General features: G+C 59.3%; 22 protein-coding genes. 7 read left to right on the forward strand and 15 right to left on the reverse strand.

The window, feature by feature from the left end; genetic code table 11:
- Positions 1-37 precede the first annotated feature (37 nt).
- Both N2601_RS23300 and ligD read left to right on the forward strand, forming a co-directional pair.
- Positions 38-832: an SDR family NAD(P)-dependent oxidoreductase gene (locus N2601_RS23300; RefSeq protein WP_104826701.1), complete on the forward strand. Its 795-nt coding sequence runs from the start codon at positions 38-40 to the stop codon at positions 830-832.
- A 100-nt stretch (positions 833-932) separates the two neighbouring features.
- Entirely contained in the window at positions 933-1,820 is an 888-nt protein-coding gene (gene ligD, locus N2601_RS23305) for a non-homologous end-joining DNA ligase (protein ID WP_104826702.1), read from the forward strand.
- Positions 1,821-1,842: 22 nt separating this feature from the next.
- On the opposite strand, the gene N2601_RS23310 is transcribed toward ligD, so the two are convergent.
- Positions 1,843-2,277 (reverse strand): MarR family winged helix-turn-helix transcriptional regulator, encoded by a 435-nt coding sequence (locus N2601_RS23310; protein ID WP_104826703.1) that lies wholly within the window; start codon positions 2,275-2,277, stop codon positions 1,843-1,845.
- A 91-nt stretch (positions 2,278-2,368) separates the two neighbouring features.
- On the opposite strand from N2601_RS23310, the gene N2601_RS23315 reads away from it, so the two are divergent.
- Positions 2,369-2,845: a cupin domain-containing protein gene (locus tag N2601_RS23315; protein WP_104826704.1), complete on the forward strand. Its 477-nt coding sequence runs from the start codon at positions 2,369-2,371 to the stop codon at positions 2,843-2,845.
- An 86-nt stretch (positions 2,846-2,931) separates the two neighbouring features.
- Here N2601_RS23315 and N2601_RS23320 read toward each other — a convergent pair whose 3' ends face one another.
- From N2601_RS23320 to N2601_RS23345, 6 genes are all read right to left on the reverse strand, one after another.
- Complete coding sequence (locus tag N2601_RS23320) at positions 2,932-3,510, reverse strand: methyltransferase family protein (RefSeq protein WP_104826705.1); 579 nt, start codon at positions 3,508-3,510, stop codon at positions 2,932-2,934.
- Positions 3,507-4,244, reverse strand: coding sequence for a glutathione S-transferase (locus N2601_RS23325; protein ID WP_104826706.1), 738 nt, complete (start codon positions 4,242-4,244; stop codon positions 3,507-3,509). The genes N2601_RS23320 and N2601_RS23325 overlap by 4 nt, the downstream gene beginning before the upstream one ends.
- Positions 4,245-4,272: 28 nt before the next feature.
- A complete protein-coding gene (locus N2601_RS23330) occupies positions 4,273-4,563 on the reverse strand; it encodes a DUF3175 domain-containing protein (RefSeq protein ID WP_104826707.1) in 291 nt (96 codons plus the stop codon).
- Between the two features lie 29 nt (positions 4,564-4,592).
- The gene (locus tag N2601_RS23335) at positions 4,593-4,907 is read right to left on the reverse strand and encodes a plasmid stabilization protein (RefSeq protein ID WP_104826708.1); all 315 of its coding nucleotides are present in this window, start codon (positions 4,905-4,907) and stop codon (positions 4,593-4,595) included.
- A 79-nt stretch (positions 4,908-4,986) separates the two neighbouring features.
- Positions 4,987-5,139 carry a hypothetical protein gene (locus tag N2601_RS23340; protein WP_199773649.1) on the reverse strand — a complete coding sequence of 51 codons (153 nt, stop codon included), beginning with the start codon at positions 5,137-5,139 and terminating at the stop codon, positions 4,987-4,989.
- A 260-nt stretch (positions 5,140-5,399) separates the two neighbouring features.
- Positions 5,400-5,690, reverse strand: a complete 291-nt coding sequence (locus N2601_RS23345) for a DUF2934 domain-containing protein (RefSeq protein ID WP_104826710.1) — start codon at positions 5,688-5,690, stop codon at positions 5,400-5,402.
- Positions 5,691-6,028: 338 nt separating this feature from the next.
- On the opposite strand from N2601_RS23345, the gene N2601_RS23350 reads away from it, so the two are divergent.
- From N2601_RS23350 to N2601_RS23360, 3 genes are all read left to right on the forward strand, one after another.
- Entirely contained in the window at positions 6,029-7,492 is a 1,464-nt protein-coding gene (locus N2601_RS23350; protein ID WP_104826711.1) for a phospholipase D-like domain-containing protein, read from the forward strand.
- 127 nt (positions 7,493-7,619) lie between these two features.
- The gene (locus N2601_RS23355; RefSeq protein WP_104826712.1) at positions 7,620-8,459 is read left to right on the forward strand and encodes an endonuclease/exonuclease/phosphatase family protein; all 840 of its coding nucleotides are present in this window, start codon (positions 7,620-7,622) and stop codon (positions 8,457-8,459) included.
- A 149-nt stretch (positions 8,460-8,608) separates the two neighbouring features.
- The gene (locus tag N2601_RS23360; RefSeq protein ID WP_104827877.1) at positions 8,609-9,352 is read left to right on the forward strand and encodes a histidine phosphatase family protein; all 744 of its coding nucleotides are present in this window, start codon (positions 8,609-8,611) and stop codon (positions 9,350-9,352) included.
- A 91-nt stretch (positions 9,353-9,443) separates the two neighbouring features.
- On the opposite strand, the gene N2601_RS23365 is transcribed toward N2601_RS23360, so the two are convergent.
- From N2601_RS23365 to N2601_RS23375, 3 genes are all read right to left on the reverse strand, one after another.
- On the reverse strand, positions 9,444-10,577 hold the full coding sequence (locus tag N2601_RS23365) for a mandelate racemase/muconate lactonizing enzyme family protein (RefSeq protein ID WP_104826713.1): 1,134 nt from the start codon (positions 10,575-10,577) through the stop codon (positions 9,444-9,446).
- Positions 10,574-11,479, reverse strand: coding sequence for a 5-dehydro-4-deoxyglucarate dehydratase (kdgD, locus tag N2601_RS23370; RefSeq protein WP_260305058.1), 906 nt, complete (start codon positions 11,477-11,479; stop codon positions 10,574-10,576). The genes N2601_RS23365 and kdgD overlap by 4 nt, the downstream gene beginning before the upstream one ends.
- 88 nt (positions 11,480-11,567) lie before the next feature.
- On the reverse strand, positions 11,568-12,320 hold the full coding sequence (locus N2601_RS23375) for a FadR/GntR family transcriptional regulator (protein WP_104826715.1): 753 nt from the start codon (positions 12,318-12,320) through the stop codon (positions 11,568-11,570).
- A 104-nt stretch (positions 12,321-12,424) separates the two neighbouring features.
- Between N2601_RS23375 and N2601_RS23380 the strand changes: the two genes are divergently transcribed.
- Positions 12,425-13,222 carry an NAD-dependent epimerase/dehydratase family protein gene (locus N2601_RS23380; protein WP_104826716.1) on the forward strand — a complete coding sequence of 266 codons (798 nt, stop codon included), beginning with the start codon at positions 12,425-12,427 and terminating at the stop codon, positions 13,220-13,222.
- Between the two features lie 51 nt (positions 13,223-13,273).
- Here the strand turns inward: N2601_RS23380 and N2601_RS23385 are convergent, their stop codons facing one another.
- From N2601_RS23385 to N2601_RS23405, 5 genes are all read right to left on the reverse strand, one after another.
- Entirely contained in the window at positions 13,274-14,320 is a 1,047-nt protein-coding gene (locus tag N2601_RS23385) for a sulfate/molybdate ABC transporter ATP-binding protein (protein ID WP_104826717.1), read from the reverse strand.
- Between the two features lie 11 nt (positions 14,321-14,331).
- Positions 14,332-15,204, reverse strand: coding sequence for a sulfate ABC transporter permease subunit CysW (gene cysW, locus N2601_RS23390; protein ID WP_104826718.1), 873 nt, complete (start codon positions 15,202-15,204; stop codon positions 14,332-14,334).
- Positions 15,194-16,051: a sulfate ABC transporter permease subunit CysT gene (gene cysT / locus N2601_RS23395; RefSeq protein WP_104826719.1), complete on the reverse strand. Its 858-nt coding sequence runs from the start codon at positions 16,049-16,051 to the stop codon at positions 15,194-15,196. Before cysT ends, cysW begins: the two co-directional genes overlap by 11 nt.
- 6 nt (positions 16,052-16,057) lie before the next feature.
- Complete coding sequence (locus N2601_RS23400) at positions 16,058-17,086, reverse strand: sulfate ABC transporter substrate-binding protein (protein WP_104826720.1); 1,029 nt, start codon at positions 17,084-17,086, stop codon at positions 16,058-16,060.
- Positions 17,087-17,243: 157 nt separating this feature from the next.
- Entirely contained in the window at positions 17,244-17,699 is a 456-nt protein-coding gene (locus tag N2601_RS23405; RefSeq protein WP_104826721.1) for a PTS sugar transporter subunit IIA, read from the reverse strand.
- Between the last annotated feature and the right edge of the window lie 80 nt (positions 17,700-17,779).

Consider the following 17,779-nt stretch of genomic DNA (forward strand, 5'->3'; position numbering starts at 1 on the left):
TAAGCTTTTACGTTTTTGACATTCAGGAGGAGCTGTCATGGCAGAACTTGCGCAACTACTCGCTTCCATCCGCATTCCTGATCTCGCCGGCAAGCGGGTGTTGATAACCGGTGCATCGACCGGTATCGGCGCAGCTCTTGCCCGTGCTTTTGCCCAGCAGGGGATGAAGGTCGGCATCCATTTTAACGCCAGCCGTGAACCAGCCGAAAAGCTGGCAGCGGAGATCACCGCCGGCGGCGGCCATGTGCATCTGGTCCAGGGCGACGTCTCGCAGGATGGCGAGACTGAGCGCGTCGTCAATGAGACAGCGAAGGCATTCGGCGGACTCGATGGCCTGGTGAACAATGCCGGCGGCATGCTCGGTCGTGTGCCGACCTCCGCAATGACCGATGAACATTACGAGCGCGTGATGAATCTCAACGCCCGCTCGGTCCTAGCCGCAACGCGCGCTGCCCATCCCTATCTCAAGAAACAGGGCGGTTTCATCATCAATACTACCTCGATTGCCGCCCGCAACGGCGGCGGCAACGGTGCGATCCTCTATGCCGCCTCCAAGGGCTTCGTTTCGACCATCACCCATGGCCATGCCAAGGAATTCGTCGCCGATAAGATCCGCGTCAATGCCGTGGCACCAGGCGTCATCGCCACGCCCTTCCATGAGCGCTACACCAACGATGAGCAGATGGAACTGCAGCGCAGGACCATCCCGATGGGCTTTGTCGGCACCTCGGAAGATTGCGTCGGCGCCTACCTCTTCCTCGCTTCACCGACCCTTTCCGGCTACATCACCGGGCAGGTCATCGAGGTCAACGGCGGCCAGTTGATGCCGTAAGGCGAGGGCCGGCAATCGACTTCCTGCGTCGGGGAATGGAACCTATGCCCGGCGCGATCGTTTTAGGCGGCGTCAATATCCATGATGGAGCGTACGCGATATGGCAAAGACGCCCACACGAGACCTTGTAAAGACCTCCGTGCAATTGACGCATCCGGAGCGGATCTATTGGCCGGACGACGGCGTCAGCAAACAGGATCTGGTCGATTATTACGCGCTTGCCTGGCCGCGCATGGCGCCTTTCGTCGTCGATCGGCCCTTGGCATTGCTGCGTTGCCCGGATGGCATAAAGGGTCCGCGTTTCTTTCAGAAGCATGCTTGGAAAGGCATCAATCGGCATATCGAAGAGATAGCCGACCCGGAGGAAAAGGACGGGGAAAAGCTGTTGCGGATCAAGGATTTCGACGGCCTTGTTGCACTGGTCCAATCCGCCTCCCTCGAAATCCACCCCTGGGGCGCGACAACGGCGCATTGGGAAAAGCCGGACATGATCATCATGGATCTCGATCCCGGCGAGGATGTTGCCTGGAGCGCGGTCATTGCGGCGGCTAAGGAAATCAAGGAACGGTTCCAGGCTTTGGGCCTTGCCTCCTTCGTCAAGACGTCCGGCGGCAAGGGATTGCATGTCGTCGCCCCTCTCGAGCCAAAGGCTGCGTGGCCGGATGTCAAAGCCGCTGCGGAAGCGATCGCGGAGGGCATGAGCGCCGACAATCCCGAAAAATACCTCTCCGTCGCAGCGAAGGCGAAACGGGCCGGCCACATTTTCATCGACTATCTGCGCAATGGCCGCGGCAATACGGCCGTAGCAGCCTATTCGACCCGCGCAAGACCGGGAGCGGCGATTTCGATGCCACTTGCCTGGGACGAATTGACGGATCGCACCGGCCCGTCGTCATTCACGGTAAAAAATGCAGCCTCACGGCTCGACGAACGCTCCGCCGACCCGTGGGCCGATTTCTTCGAGGCGGCCGAACCGCTGAGAAGCTAGAACGCGTTGCAAATGATTTGATCTAGCGCACCAGTGGACTGTCCCAGACGTCAAACAGCAGCGCCTTGAGTTCGGCGAAACGCTCCGGCCCGAGCTCGACGCGCCACTCGTCCTCAATGTCGCGCAATATGTCGACCATCTTCCCGAATGCAGCGTGTCCGCGTTCAGTAAAGCGGACGATACGCGCGTTGCCTTCGCCTGGAACATCGGAGCGGACAATATAGCCGAAGCCCTCGAGGCTGCGGAGTAGCTGGTTGATGGCTTGTTTGCTCATGCCGGCGCGTTCGGCGATCATACCCGGCCTTGCCCCGTCCGGTCCTGGAAATTGCAGAACCGCCATATGCGGCAGACGCAGTTCCTCAAAGCCGGTGGCGTTGAGCCCCTTAATCAACCGGCGCTGAATTGCCTGGGCGGGCACGCGTAGCAGGGCCCCTATCAGTATATCTTCGGTCTTCATCGGCAAGCTTTCGTGACTGTAGACATTGACGACCCGGTAAACTTCATTTACTTCTAGACGGTAAATTTAATTTACCGATGGGAGCTTTGCAATGCCACATGAAACCGCTAATCTCCGTGTCAATCCTTCCGACGAAACCATTGGTTCCAAAGGGTTCGCCGTTCGCTTCCTTGTGACTGCGGACAACTCGAACGACAGCATTGCGGCCTTCGAACTCATGGTCCCCGCCGCGCTGCGACTGCCGGCGCCGGCTCACAGCCACAATCACTACGAGGAGACGATCTACGGCCTCGAAGGGGTGCTGACCTGGACGGTGGATGAAAAGCAGATCGACGTCGGGCCGGGGCAGGTACTGTGCATTCCGCGCGGCGCCGTTCATCGGTTTGATAACAACGGCGGCCAGGACGTAAAGGCACTCTGTGTGGCCACACCGGCAGCGATCGGGCCGGAATATTTCCGCGAGGCCTTCGCGGTGCTCAACGCGGCCGCCGGAGGTCCGCCAGATCGGGCGAAAATGGCGGAAATCATGATCCGTCATGGTCTTACGCCAGCGGTGCCTCCGACATAGAAGCTAGTGGGGCGATACCGGATAGTCGAACCGCCTTTCAATAGGATCAGGGGGTGCCGGCATATCGCAACGCTTTACGACAAATCCTACGCGACGAACGGCACCAGCGCTGGCGTCTCGGCCTTGTAGTCCGTATAGGCTTGGCCGAATGTCTCGCTCATCCAGCGCTCCTCGATGCGGACACGGCGCAGGACGGCGTACAACATGGATGCGATCGCGAGCATCGCGCCGATATGGCCGCGGGTGATTGCAGAGCCGATGACGGCAAGCAGCAGGCCGGAATAGATCGGATGGCGAACGATGGCGTAGGGGCCGGTGCGGATGAGCGCATGATCTTCCTTGACGGTGATCACGCCACTCCAATTACGGCCGAGGTGATAGCGCGCCCAGACGGCGAAGGCGAGGCCGATGACGGTCAGAGCCGCGCCGATGCCGTAATAGATCAGATCTTGCGGGAGGAGCCGGAAGGACAGGAGGCCGAGCCAAGATGGCGGCGCCGCCAGCAAAAAAGCGCCGATCCAGATAGGTGCCGTGTTTGATAGCCGTGACAACGGATCTTCGCTCCGCGTCGTCTTCTTGACGCGGAACGATGCAACAAACCAAATTACTGCCCAAATGCCCCAGCAGACCGGCAGGAACCGAGCCAACAAAGCTGCTTCGCTCATGCCGCATTTTTATCCAATTCGGGATAGTGCCGGAAGATGCCGTCTTCATTAAAAGGAATGCGGCGCTCAGATTTGAGATAGCGGGCGATGTTCGGCCGTTCAGCGACGGCATCATGCAGAGCTGCTAGGTGCGGATATTGAGTGCTCAGTTGCGACGTCGCACGAGGAAAGGCGTAACGCAGTCCTTCGAACACCTGGAATAGAGACAGATCGACATAGGTCAGCCGATCGCCGAATATGTGCGCTGGCCCGTGCGGGTTTTGCCGCAGAACGCGTTCGAAATAGCCGAGGAATTTCGGCATGCGATTATCGATGAACTCGGCAGCGCGGGCCTTGGCCTCCTCCTTCTGCTCCTCATAATATTTTGAGGTGGCGATCGGATGGTGCGTATCGTGCACTTCGGCAACAAGATCGGTGATCGTCAGTTGCAATCCGTTTACGACATGGCGCGCGGCTGGATCCTCAGGTGTGAGCCCAAGTTTCGGACCGAGATACATCAGGATATTGGCGACATGGGAGATGATGAGATCGCCGTCTTTCAGGAAAGGAGGGGCAAGCGGTATATGCGCCTCGGATTTGCTCTTCATCACCGCCATCATCGCGTGAATGCCTTGGCCTTCGCTCGCAGGACCCCGGCAGATGTCGATATAGTCGGCGCCGGCCTCTTCGAGCGCCAAGCGCACAAACTCGCCACGGCCTTGGATGCCGTCCCAGTAGTAAAGCTCATAGGGCATTCAAGAATCCTTCCGTCCCGTTGCAGGTCTATTTCGGTTCGCGGCCAAAATCCTTGCGCAACTCATCCTTGGCGGCTTCGAGCGTCTGTTTCTGCCGCTTGCTGAGATGGCTGCCGGCGCGATTGATATAGAAATTTAGCATCGACATAGCGGAACGGAAGGGGCTGGACTTGCGGCGATCGCTCGCCTCTGCGGAATGCTTGAGAGAGTCGGCAATGGCCTTGGGATCGCGCGATTTGAAGACGCCGTCTTTCAAGTCCAAGGCGTCGCTGTTCTCGGTCACGTCATGTGACCATTTCTTCTTTTGGGATCGGGCCATAGCAGGGCTCCTTCCTCAAGAATTTGACGTTAGTGATGAGCGCGGTGCTCGTTGCGTTTGCGCGTTGCAGCGGCCTTCTTTGCCGATGCGGAACGTTCGCTCGCAGAGCGGCTCGCGGATGCCTTGCCGCCGATGCGTCCGCCCTTTTCAGAGGATGCGTGGCTTTCGCTATGGCCTCGGCCGGAGCCGGATTTTTTACCGCCGCCGCTTTCCTTGTTTACGGTCGCCCAGGCACGACGTTCGGCTTCTTCATCGGAAACGCCACGGCTCTCGTAGCTTTCCTCGATATGTTCAGCCTTGCGCTTCTGCTTGTCGGTATATGCGGATTTGTCTCCTCGGGGCATGATGTTTCTCCTTGTTGCCTGTGAGAAAACCAACCCAACGCCACGGAAAAAGTTCCGATTTCAGCAGGAATATGGGCGATCAGTTCGAAGCATCTGGGAGGGGAGGGTGCGCCGCGGTGCGCGTATCCTCAGTCGATGCGGGGAACATGATGCCGACAGAGCGGTCGATGATGAAGATCAGAACCAGCGCTGCGAAGAGATAAAGAGTGGCGAGAAGGAGGAGGGATAGCATGGGTTTACGTCGATCCAGCCGCCAAGCAGCAGCCTGCCCCGACAGCCAGAACAAAGACTTCAACGCGATTCATGTCGTTATTACCCTGGCGAAGTTCCCTTTTCGCTACGTACCATGGATATGTGACATCTATTCGCGCAGGACGCGTAATTTACCGAAATCCTTGCGAAAATTCGGCAACATGGCGCAACAAGCCAACGGCCCGAACTCAACCCGGGCCGATCATGTCGCCGATTGTCTCACCAACCGCAAAGTTTACGTCAGATCTTCGCGTCACCGGTCTTTTTTGACGCTCGTTTCGTCGCGGCCTTTGCGGTCGCTCCGGCAACGGCCGCAGCCATTACAGCAGCCGCTTGACCCTTTATCTTGGGTTTGGAGTCGGTCTTAGGTTTAGTGTCGACCTTCTCCTTCTTTCCGGCCTTTTTCTCAAGCGCGATGCGCTCGCTGCTCGCCTGTTCCCAATGAACCGTATCACGGCCGGAAGGATATCCTTCTTCCTCCCATATGGCGTAGGCGCGCTTCTTGATCCATTCGTCCCGGGATTCCAACATTGCCGTCCTCCGTTCGCATTATTGAACATGGTTGAAGAAAAAATGCCCGTCTTGAAATGCGGGCTTTCATGCCTTCCCGAGCAGCCGGCATGCCGGCTCTGAGGGACCACGGAGCAAAACTCTCCCTGTCTCAATGCCCAGGCTGCGCCAGGTGCTTCGCTCGTGTACTGTGATGGACGATAGCGAAGCGACCGAACCGCCAATATGGCGAGAGCATAATCGTCATTCAATTTAAAAACATCTAATACACAGTCTTTTCATAGAACGTTTTGTCGACGGGACCGGGAATAGACCTTGCGATCGATTGCAGCTTTCACGGGCAAAGTTATACTCCCCCCATGTTTGACCTGGTGATTGCCCATTGGGGCCAAATCCTCGCTGTCCTTTCCATCGCCATGGGGGCGGCAGCGGCCATTCATGCGGCGATGACGAAGGAAGAGGTTCGCGCGGCGATCGGCTGGGTCGGCGTCATCATCCTGTCGCCCATCGTGGGGGCTCTGCTCTATGCAGTGGCCGGTATCAACCGCATCCGCCGGGCTTCGCTAACCTCGCAGCGCAACGTCCTGTTCCAGAAGGATGCCTCGGGCGTACTCGCGAGCTTCGATGCGCAGGGCGAAGTCGTGCGCCGGATCTTTGGCGAGCGCTTCGGATCCATGAAGACGCTTGGCGACCGCGTGGCGCGCTATCCGATGAGTACGGGCAATACCATCGAAATGCTGGAGAGCGGCGATGTCGCCTACGCTGCGATGAAAGCCGCCATCGATGGCGCCGAACGCAGCATCCTGCTGGAGACCTATATTTTCGACCGCGATCCGATCGGCCTGCGCATCGCCGATTCGCTGATTGAGGCGGTCAAACGAGACGTCAGCGTGCGCGTGCTGATCGATGCGGTCGGCGCACGGTATTCGGTGCCGAGCATCATGGGCCATCTCAAAGAAGGCGGCGTGCAGGTGGACGTCTTCAACGGCAATGTGATCATCGGCCTCAGGTTGCCCTATGCCAATCTGCGCACCCACCGTAAGATCCTGGCCATTGACGGCCGCATTGCCTTTACCGGCGGCATGAATATCCGCAAGGGTTTCGCCAGGGAGTTCGCCGGGGATCACTGCGCCCGCGACATGCATTTTTGCGTCACCGGCCCCGCCGTCGCCGATCTGTTCAACACGGCCGCCGAGGACTGGCGTTTTGCCACCGGCGAGGCACTCAGCGGTGACCACTGGCGGATTGGGACGCCCGCGAACGAACCCGGCGCGCCGGTCTTCATGCGCGTCATTGCCTCCGGACCCGACCGCAGCGTCGAGACGAACCATAAAATGCTGATCGGTGCATTCTCGGTCGCCCGCACCTCCATCCGCATCATGTCGCCCTATTTCCTGCCGGATCGCGAGTTGATCAGCGCGCTGGTGACAGCGGCAAGACGTGGCGTCGAAGTGGATGTCATCGTGCCGGCGGCCAACAATCTTGTGCTTGTCGACCGTGCCATGACCGCGCAGTTCGATCAGATGCTGAAGGATTATTGCCGCATCTGGCGGGCTGATGGCCCTTTCAATCATTCGAAGCTGCTGACGGTCGATGGCACCTGGGCCTATGTCGGTTCTTCCAATCTTGACCCGCGCTCTCTACGGCTGAATTTCGAAGTCGATCTGGAGGTGATGGACCGCGGCTTTGCGGGCGCGCTCGATGCGCGTATCGGCGCGATCCTCGAAACGGCGATCCCGGTCGAGCTCGGCAAGCTGCGCGCTCGCCCCTTCATCGTCCGCCTGATAGAAAAGATCCTGTGGCTCGGTTCGCCCTATCTCTGAACAAAGTGGCGCGGTCCGTCTTTCTACAAACAAGCCTTTTCACATGACAAGGCCGGCAATCACTCCCTATACTCCTCCTGAAGACGCCGCTCGGCAGGCTTTGACAACGGAAATGGTCAACGGACAGATGCGGAAAAAGAACGAGAGTCTCCGTGCAAGCATTTTCGAAACGTTGAAGAACAGAAAGAAGTCGCGGACGATGCATGCCGGCGAACGAGCACGTCCCGCAGGCACATTGATCGCCTCCTACAATGTTCACAAATGCGTCGGCGCCGATCGCCGTTTCGATCCGGAGCGGATCAGCCGGGTCATCCATGAAATCGATGCCGATGTCATCGGCTTGCAGGAGGCCGATACGCGGTTTGGCGAACGCACGGGTCTGCTTGACCTGCGGCGGCTCGAGCTGGAAACCGGCCTAATTCCCGTGCCCGTGGCGGGTGTCAGCAAGGCGCATGGCTGGCATGGCAATGTCGTGCTGTTCAAGCAGGGTACGGTGCGCGATGTACATCAGATCAACCTGCCGGGGCTGGAGCCCCGCGGCGCGCTCCTTGCCGAAATCGAACTGGCCCGCGGCGGAGCGCTCAGGATCATCGCTGCCCATCTCGGGCTGCTGCATAGCTCCCGTGCCCAGCAAGCGCGTTTGATCGTCGACCTGATGAGAACCGACAATGACACGCCGACCATCCTCCTCGGCGATCTCAACGAATGGCGGCTCGGCGACCGCTCGTCGCTCAACACCTTCCAGGCCGCCTTCGGCCCGCTGCCACCGGCCGTGCCAAGCTTTCCCTCCACCCTGCCGCTTCTGGCGCTGGACCGCATCATGGCCAATCGCCGCGGGCTGATCTCGACAGTGGAGGTTCATGACTCGCCATTGGCGCGTGTCGCCTCTGATCATCTGCCGATCAAGGCAGTCGTCAGCCTGGAAACACTGAGGGCGGAAACAGAGGCGCGGGCCGAATCTGCTTGAAATCGGGCATGCGGCGCTAAGCCGAAAAGGTCGACTGCCGTTTCGATCCATCCCATGAAATCATCCGGGGCAAAGAAGCTAATGCGTTGCGCACTCTGCGCTTCCCATTCATGATGACCTCGATTTCAGATCAGACAATGCGGATTGTGATGCACATCTTTCTCGTTCGACACGGCGAATCCCTTGGCAACATCAGCGAGCAGGCTTACCGGCAGTTCGGTGATCACAACGTTCCGTTGACGCAGTGGGGCTATCGGCAGGTGCTGGAAGCCGGACGTGTGATCGCCTCCCATCTGAAAGCCCGACCAAGCGCTGAAGCGTCAAAACTGAGCATCTGGTATTCCCCTTATCTGAGGACGCTACAGAGCAAGGATGCTTTGCTCGAAGTCCTGCCGAGCGAGTGCGACACCGACTCTCGGGAGGATTACCTGTTGCGGGAACAGGATTTCGGCCTCTTCACCGAAATCTATGATCGTGCAGAACAGAAACGGAAGTTTCCCGAGGAATTCGAAAAATGGGCCAGGCTGCGTAACAACAACGGGAAATTCTATGCAAGGCCTCCCGACGGCGAGAGCAGGGCGGATGTGGCGCAGAGGGTCCGCCTATTCCTCCAGACGGTCATGCACGAGGCTAAGCATGGCAGAAACAATGTCATTATCGTTGGCCACGGCGTCACCAACAGGGCGTTCGAAATGAATTTTCTGCATCATTCCGTCGATTGGTTCGAACGCTCGGACAATCCAGGAAATGCGGATGTCACATTGATCGAGGGCACCGCCACGGAAGGTTACACGTCAATCCTGATCCACAAGGCGGTCGATCGGGCTAAGGGTGAGGAGGGCGAATTGCGGGATGCCTATGGTTCGGAGCTGGTCACCGCGAAGATTGGGTGATGTGGTATGGCCCAAAACAGGGGTCTTGGGCCACAAACAATATCGATAGCGTTCAGCCGTAACGGCCGAAATTCCTGCCGAATTTATCCGCTCAATCCTTCAGCCGGTATTGCTCCAGCGCGTCGCGGTTGATCTCGATGCCGAGACCGGGGCCATCGGGAATGGCGACGACGCCGTTCACATGATCCAGCGGCTTTGTCAGCACGGCCTGGCGGAATGGATTGTGGGTGCGGTCGAATTCCAGGATCGGCGGCCGGCCATTGCGGCGCGGCGGGTCCGGGGGCAGGGCGGCGATGAACTGCAGGCCGGCCGCGATGGCGACACCCGTTCCCCAGACATGCGGGACGAGGCGAACGCCGTTGATGGCGGCCATATCGGCAATCCTGCGCATTTCGCTGAAGCCGCCGGTGCCACAGATATCGGGCTGGATGATATCGACGGCACGGGTTTCCAGCGGCTCGCGCATGCCGAAGCGGCCATGCCAGGTCTCTCCGCCGGCGACAGGGATCGGCTGGCCGGCGCGCACGGCGCGATAGGCGCTGAGCTGTTCCGGAACGACCGGCTCTTCGAACCAATCGACGCCGTATTTCGCAGCCGCCTTGCCGACCGTGCAGGCTTCCAGCGCGTCATAGCCGTGATTGGCATCGATCATCAGCCGTATATTGGGACCGATTGCTTCGCGCACGGCGCGGATGACGGCGATATCCTCTTCGACATCAAACCCGATCTTGATCTTCACCGCATGGAACCCTTGGGCAACATAGGCGGCGGTTTCGGCGGCGATATCGGAGACCGGGTCGACGCCATCCTTTCGGAAGGAACCGGTGGCGTAGGCCTTCACATTCTCGCGGAAGCGGCCGCCGAGCAGCCGCGACACGGAGGTGCCGTGGTGCTTGCCTTTGATATCCCAGAGCGCGATGTCGATGCCGCTGAGCGCCGTCACCGTCAGGCCGCGTTGGCCCTGATCGCGTAGGAGATTGTAGAGTTCGAGCCAGATCACCTCAGTATCACGCGGATCGCGGCCGAGCAGGCGAGGGGTGTAGGCTTTCACCACCACGGCGTTGGGGCCGGCCGGGCCGAGGCATTCGCCCCAGCCGACGGTACCGTCATCGCAGACGATTTCGACGAGGCAATGCTGGCGGCGGTCGAAGCGCATGGAAGCGCTTTCGAAGGCGTGATCCAGCTTATGGTCGAGCAGATGGGTGTGAACAGCGGAGATTTTCATGGGCGGTACGGCCTGATCAGATCATCGAGCATGGCAACTTCCTGTTCGGTCAGGTCGGTCAGCGGCGGGCGAACCGAACCGGCATCAAAGCCGAGCAACCGGACGCCGGCTTTGATAGCCGACACGGCATAGCCCTTCTGGCGGTTGCGGATGTTCATGAAGGGATAGAAGAAATCGATCAGCAGCTTGTTGGTCGCCGCCGTGTCGCCTGCGCGCAGCGCCTTGTAGAAATCTTGCGCCAACGCCGGTACGAAGTTGAAAACGGCCGAGGAATAGGTCGTGACACCCGCACCGAGATAGGCGTCGGCGAAAAGCTCGGCCGTCGGCATGCCGCCGAGATAGGTCAGTCGCTCACCCATCGTCGCGGTGATCTTGCGCACCAGGCCGATATCGCCGGAGCCGTCCTTGAAACCGACGAGGTTCGGGCAGGCATCGCAGAGCCGAGCAAGCGTTTCAGCCGTCAGAATGGAATTGTCGCGATTATAGACCATGACGCCGATCGAAACGGCATCGCAGACTGCCTTGATATGCTGGAACATGCCGTCCTGCGGCGCCTCGATCAGGTAATGCGGGAGAAGCAGGATGCCGTCTGCCCCGACTTTCTCCGCCGATTGAGCGATCTGAACGGCGATGCGCGTGCCATAACCGCAACCCGCGACGATCGGCGTATCGCCCGCGGCCGCCTTTGCGGCGCTGACGATTGTCGGGATTTCATCCGGCGCCAGCGAGAAGAATTCGCCGGTGCCGCCGGCGGCGAAAAGCACGCTTGCCTTGAAGCCCGAAAGCCAGCCGACATGATCGCTATAGGCAGCGCGATTGAAGTTGCCATCCTTGCCAAACGGCGTCACGGGAAAAGACAAGAGCCCGGCGCCAAGCGCGGCCTTGAGAGCTTGCGGGTCCATGGACACGATGATCCTCCAAAATCCTTCTGAGTTGACGGGATCATAGATGACATATGACAACAGTCAATCTGTTATCATATGTCTACGTTCAAGTTCCCCTTCGGATCAGGCTTCGATACCGCTGCTGGCTGCCCTTCAAATGCAGTCGCATTGCCTCGCGTGCGCCGTGTTCATCGCGATCCGATATGGCTTCAGCAATGCGTCGGTGTTCTGCTTGGATCTGCGCCAGATAGTCGGCGGATGCGATTTCGTCCGGCTGATCCTGCAGGAAGGAGCGGGGAATCGCCCTCTTGCCGGTCAACTCCAGAAACTCACGGAAGCGCGGATTGTTGGTGGCGTCGGCAATGGCGAGATGAAACGCGAAATCGGCCTCCGATGTCGCGATGCCGCGCTCCATGGCATGATCGATATCTTCGAACCGCTCGATGATCGCCTCGTCCTGCGCCGGCGAGCGGCGGGCGGCGGCGAGGCCAGCCGCTTCGGTTTCCACCGCGGCGCGCAATTCCAGCATTTCGATGATGGAGGAGATCCGACCCGGATCGGTGTCCAGCAAGCCCGCGGCGGGGAAGGGCGGCCTTGCGTGAAGGACGAAGACGCCGATGCCGTGGCGCACCTCGACTAGTCCATCCGCACGCATTGAAGCGATCGCTTCGCGAATGACGGTGCGGCTGACCTTATATCGTTCGGTGAGGCCGCTTTCGCTCGGCAATTTTTCGCCAGGCTTCAAGACGCCGCCAAGTATCTCCTGGCGCAGTTGCCGGCCGACAATGTCCACCAAATTGCGCCGGCCCGTCGGCCGTTCGTTACGCTCCCTTGTCTTGATCGCTGCGCTTCTCGGCATTCCGACATCCCCAAGTTTCGAACAGGGAGATTACAGATATATGATGACGAGCGAAAGCCCATATTATAAGTTCTACTTCGATGACACCGATATGGGAGAAAACCATGCTGAAAACTCTGTTGATGACCGGCGCTGCCGGCGGCGTTGGCCAGGCACTGCGGCCGCTTCTTTCGCAGATCGCCGAAGCCGTCGTGCTCTCGGATATTGCGCCGATCGACGATCTGCGTCCGAACGAACGCTTCATTGCCTGCGATCTCGCCGACCGCGGCGGCGTCGAGGCACTGGTCAAGGGTGTCGACGGCATTATTCATCTTGGCGGGATCTCCCTGGAAAAGTCCTTCGACCTGATCCTGCAGGGCAACATCATCGGCCTCTACAATCTCTATGAAGCCGCCCGCGCCGCCGGCAAGCCGCGCATCATCTTTGCGAGCTCCAATCATACGATCGGCTACTATCGCCGCGACGAGCGTATCGACAACACGGTTCCGACCCGGCCGGATTCACTTTACGGGGTCTCGAAGGTCTACGGCGAAGCTCTGGCGAGCCTCTATTTCGATAAGTTCGGGCAGGAGACCTTGTCCGTACGCATCGGCTCCTGCTTCCCGGAGCCGCGCAATCCGCGCATGCTGGCGACGTGGCTCAGCGCCCGCGATTTGATGACGCTCTGCGACCGCGCCTTTGAGACACCTCGGCTCGGACACACGATCGTCTACGGCGCCTCCGATAATGACGAACAATGGTGGGACAATCGCAACGCTGCTTTCCTCGGCTGGAAGCCGAAAGACAGCTCCTCACCCTGGCGGGCGGAAGTTCTGGCGAACGCCGCGCCGGAAGACCCGAATGATCCGGCTGTGATCTATCAGGGCGGCGGCTTTGCCGCCGCCGGCCATCCGGAAGATTGAGAACTAAACGAGGTCAGCAATCGTCGGGGCGGCGATCCGCCCCGTAAAACCTCAGTCGCCGTTTCGGAACAATCTCCAACGCGTCGGCCTGAAAGCGATGCGGTTGCGGTCGAGCGCGCCGGCCTTGTCCGGCGGCAGCTCGATTTCGACGGGCTCCTGATTGGCCCCGATGTTCATTTCGATATGACGAGTACCAGCAACGCGGCGGCTGGAGGTCAACAGTCCGGCGATGCAACCGCCATCACCGTCGCGGAGCTCGATATCGTGCGGCCTAAAGTGAAGATAGGCTTCACCATCGGGCTCGTGCGGCGTGCTGAGTCCGAGTGGCCGATCGTCAAACCAGATTTCGCCGCTGGAAATACGCACCTTCACGCGGTTGGACTGGCCGATGAAGCCATAGACGAAGGGCGAGTTCGGCGTGTCGTAGATCTCATCCGGCGTGCCGACCTGCTCGATGGCGCCCTTGTTGAGCACGACGACACGGTCAGCCAGTTCCAGCGCCTCTTCCTGATCGTGGGTGACGAAAACGGTGGTGTGACCGGTACGATCATGGATTTCACGCAGCCACTTGCGCAAATCCTTGCGGACCTGCGCATCGAGCGCACCGAAGGGTTCGTCCAGAAGCAGCACGTTCGGCTCGACCGCCATGGCCCGGGCGAGCGCCACGCGCTGGCGCTGGCCGCCGGACAACTGCGCCGGGTAGCGCTTTTCGAGGCCGCTAAGCTGCACCAGTTCAAGCAGCTCGAGAGCACGGCGATGGATTTCAGCGCGGGGAGGGCGGCGCGAAGCGGTGCGCACCTTGAGGCCGAAGGATATGTTATCCAACACCGTCATATGGCGGAACAGCGCATAGTGCTGAAACACAAAGCCGATATTGCGCTGCTGCACCGTCTTCTTCGACGCATCTTCATCACCGAAGAAAATCCGACCTTCGGTCGGCGTCTCCAATCCGGCGATCAGACGCAAGAGCGTCGTCTTGCCTGAGCCGGAAGGGCCGAGGAGCGCGATAAGCTCGCTAGAGCGAATATCCAGGGAGACATTATGCAACGCCGGAAAGCGACCGAATTCCTTGCGCAGGTTTTGAACGCGAACTTCCATTAACAATTCCTTCAGTGACGTCGGCTGGCTGCGATCTCTTCGCTATAGCGCATTTCCAACAGCGTCTTCAGTACAAGTGTGACAAGGGCAAGCAAGGCGAGAAGCGTGGCAACCGCGAAAGCGCCCGAGAAATTATATTCATTATAGAGAATTTCGACCTGCAACGGCATGGTGTTGGTTTCGCCGCGAATATGGCCGGAGACAACCGACACGGCGCCGAACTCGCCCATAGCGCGGGCATTGCAAAGGAGAACGCCGTAAAGCAGGCCCCATTTGATGTTCGGCAAGGTTACGTGCCAGAAGGTTTGCCAGCCATTGGCGCCGAGCGACAACGCCGCTTCCTCGTCGGAATTTCCCTGTTCCTGCATCAACGGGATCAATTCACGGGCGACGAAGGGGAAGGTGACGAACATCGTCGCCAGCACAAGGCCCGGAACCGCGAACAGGATCTGGATGCCATGGCTTTGCAGCCAAGGCCCAAGCACGCTGTTCGAGCTGAACAACAGCACGAAGACCAGACCCGATATGACCGGCGAGACCGAGAACGGCAGGTCGATCAGCGTCGTCAGGAATGCCTTGCCCTTGAACTCGAACTTGGCGATTGCCCAGGCGGCCGCGACACCGCAAACGAGGTTCAGCGGCACGCTGATGCCGGCGACGATCAGCGTCAGCCGGATGGCGGCAAAGGTTTCCTCATCCACCAAGGCGCTGAAGAACTCTTCGACACCTTTGCGGAACGCTTCGACGAAAACGGCGGCAAGCGGCATCAGCACCATCAGTGCCAGGAAGGCAAGCGAGATGGCGACGAAAATCCAGCGCGCAAATCTGCTCTCGGTGATGACGGATTGACCTGTGTCGGCGAGGGAAACGGCATCATGCGCCATAGCCGTATCTCCTTCTGCTCCAGGATTGAATGAGATTGATGACCAGCAACATGATGAAAGAGATGATCAGCATCATGGTCGCGATCGCCGTCGCCGCAGCGTAATTATATTCCTCAAGACGGATGACGATGAGCAATGGCGCGATTTCGGAGACGTAGGGCTTGTTGCCGGCGATGAAGATCACCGAACCGTATTCGCCGGCCGCGCGCGCGAAAGCGAGAGCAAAACCGGTGAGGGCTGCCGGCGCGAGGCCGGGCAACAACACGCGGGTGATCGTCTGGAAACGATTTGCGCCAAGCGTCGCGGCAGCTTCTTCCACCTCACGGTCGATCTCCTCCATCACCGGCTGCGCCGTCCGCACGACGAAGGGCAGCCCGACGAAGATCAGCGCGATGATGATGCCGGCCGGCGTGAAAGCGATCTTGATGCCGAGCGGCTCCAGGAACTGGCCGATCCAGCCGTTCGGCGCATAGAGCGTCGTCAGCGCGATGCCGGCGACCGCCGTCGGCAAGGCGAAAGGCAGGTCGACCATGGCGTCAATAATGCGCTTGCCGGGAAAACGGTAGCGCACCAGCACCCAGGCGAGGATCAGGCCAAACACCGCATTGACGATGGCGGCGATGAACGCGCCGCCAAAGCTCATGCGGAGTGCGTAAAGCGTGCGGACATCGAGCGCGAGGGCCCAAAACTTGGACCAGCCAAGAGAGCTGCTCTTCCACAACAATCCCGAGAGCGGGATGAGAACGATCAGGATGAGCCAAGTCAAGGTAACGCCGAGCGCCAATCCGAAGCCCGGAATGACACTCGGCTGCCTAAACCGCCACCGTTTGCGGGTTATTATATGCATTAAGAATTACTGTCCCGGCTTGTATATCTGGTCGAAGACGCCACCATCGTCAAAGAACTTCGGCTGAGCTTGGGACCATCCGCCGAAATCGTCAATCGTTGCCAGCTTCAAACTTGGGAACCGCGCAATATCCTTGGGGTCGGCCGCTTCCGGCTTGATCGGCCGATAGTAGTGCTTGGCGGCGATCTTCTGACCCTCGTCGGAGTAGAGATAGTTCAGATAGGCTTCGGCAACCTTTCGGGTGCCCTTCGCGTCGACATTGCCGTCGACGACCGCGACCGGGGGATCGGCGCGGATTGAAACCGTCGGAGTCACGATCTCGAATTTATCGGGACCGAGCTCCTCGAGCGAAAGATAAGCCTCGTTTTCCCAAGCAAGCAGAACGTCGCCGAGGCCGCGCTGAACAAATGTCGTGGTGGCGCCGCGAGCACCGGTATCGAGCACCGGTACGTGCTTCAACAACTGCGTGACATATTCCTGCGCCTTGGCATCGTCACCGCCGTTTGCCTGTTTGGCCCAGGCCCAGGCTGCCAGGAAGTTCCAGCGAGCTCCGCCCGAAGTCTTCGGGTTCGGCGTAATCACCTGGACATCGTTCTTGACGAGGTCCGACCAGTCCTTGATGCCCTTCGGATTGCCCTTGCGGACGAGGAAGACGATGGTCGATGTGTAGGGAATGCTGTTGTTCGGGAACTTAGTCTTCCAGTCGGCGGGAATTTTCTTTGTCGCCTTGGCAATGGCGTCGATATCGCCTTCCAGTGCCAGCGTCACCACATCGGCATCAAGACCGTCGATGACCGAGCGGGCCTGCGCGCCGGAGCCGCCATGCGAAGCTTTGATTTTGATGCTTTCACCCGTGTCCTTCTTCCACTTCGCGGCAAAGGCTTCGTTGAAATCCTTGTATAATTCGCGCGTCGGATCATAGGAAACGTTGAGAAGCGTCGTATCCGCGGCCCAAGTCGGCGCTACCGCTGTGAGCGAAAAACTGCCGATCAGAACTGCGGCGGCGAGAAGCCGCGAAAGCTTTATCGTCTGCATGGTGACCTCCTTCGTTGTGCTTTAACTCTATCAACTTGGTCGTATAAAGTAACGAAGATTGTTCCCGCCGGACGCGATTACATAGAACGACATCCCATAGAATCAAGGAAAGTGAAATCGCATTCCCATCGTTTGGCCGTAGTACACCGATAGCGCGTCAGCAGATCGAGTCGGACATGAAAACGGAATAGAGTTCGTCGGCACTTTTTGCCTGGCGCATGGCGGCCAACACGCCGTCAGTTCTGAGCCGCCGGGCGATGGCGGCAAGCACGTTCAGATATTCGCTGCGACCATTTTCAGCGAAGAGCAGGACGAAGGCAAGATCCGTCGGAACGTCGTCGATCGCCTCGAAATCGAGGGGATGGCCGAAACGAACCATCAGCCCGCGCGGTCTCGTCATCCCCACGATTGCCGCATGCGGAACGGCGATGCCATTGCCGATGCCGGTCGTTCCGAGCTTTTCGCGAGCCTCCAGCGCCCGCAGCACCGAGCCTTCATCGAGACCGAGGCAATGAGCCGCTTTCGACGACAAGATCTGCAAGGCTCGCCACTTGGTCGGCGCGGAAAGGCCGACGAAGACGTGCTCAGGCAGGATGATGGTGGAAAGGTCCATTGTCACTCTCATGCTCGGACATTGATAGTTTTGGCATGGCCTCGCATAGCAGGCCCGTCGCAACAAGGCCGGCGATCGCA

Source organism: Rhizobium sp. CB3060, from assembly GCF_025200735.1.
Lineage (GTDB): Bacteria > Pseudomonadota > Alphaproteobacteria > Rhizobiales > Rhizobiaceae > Rhizobium.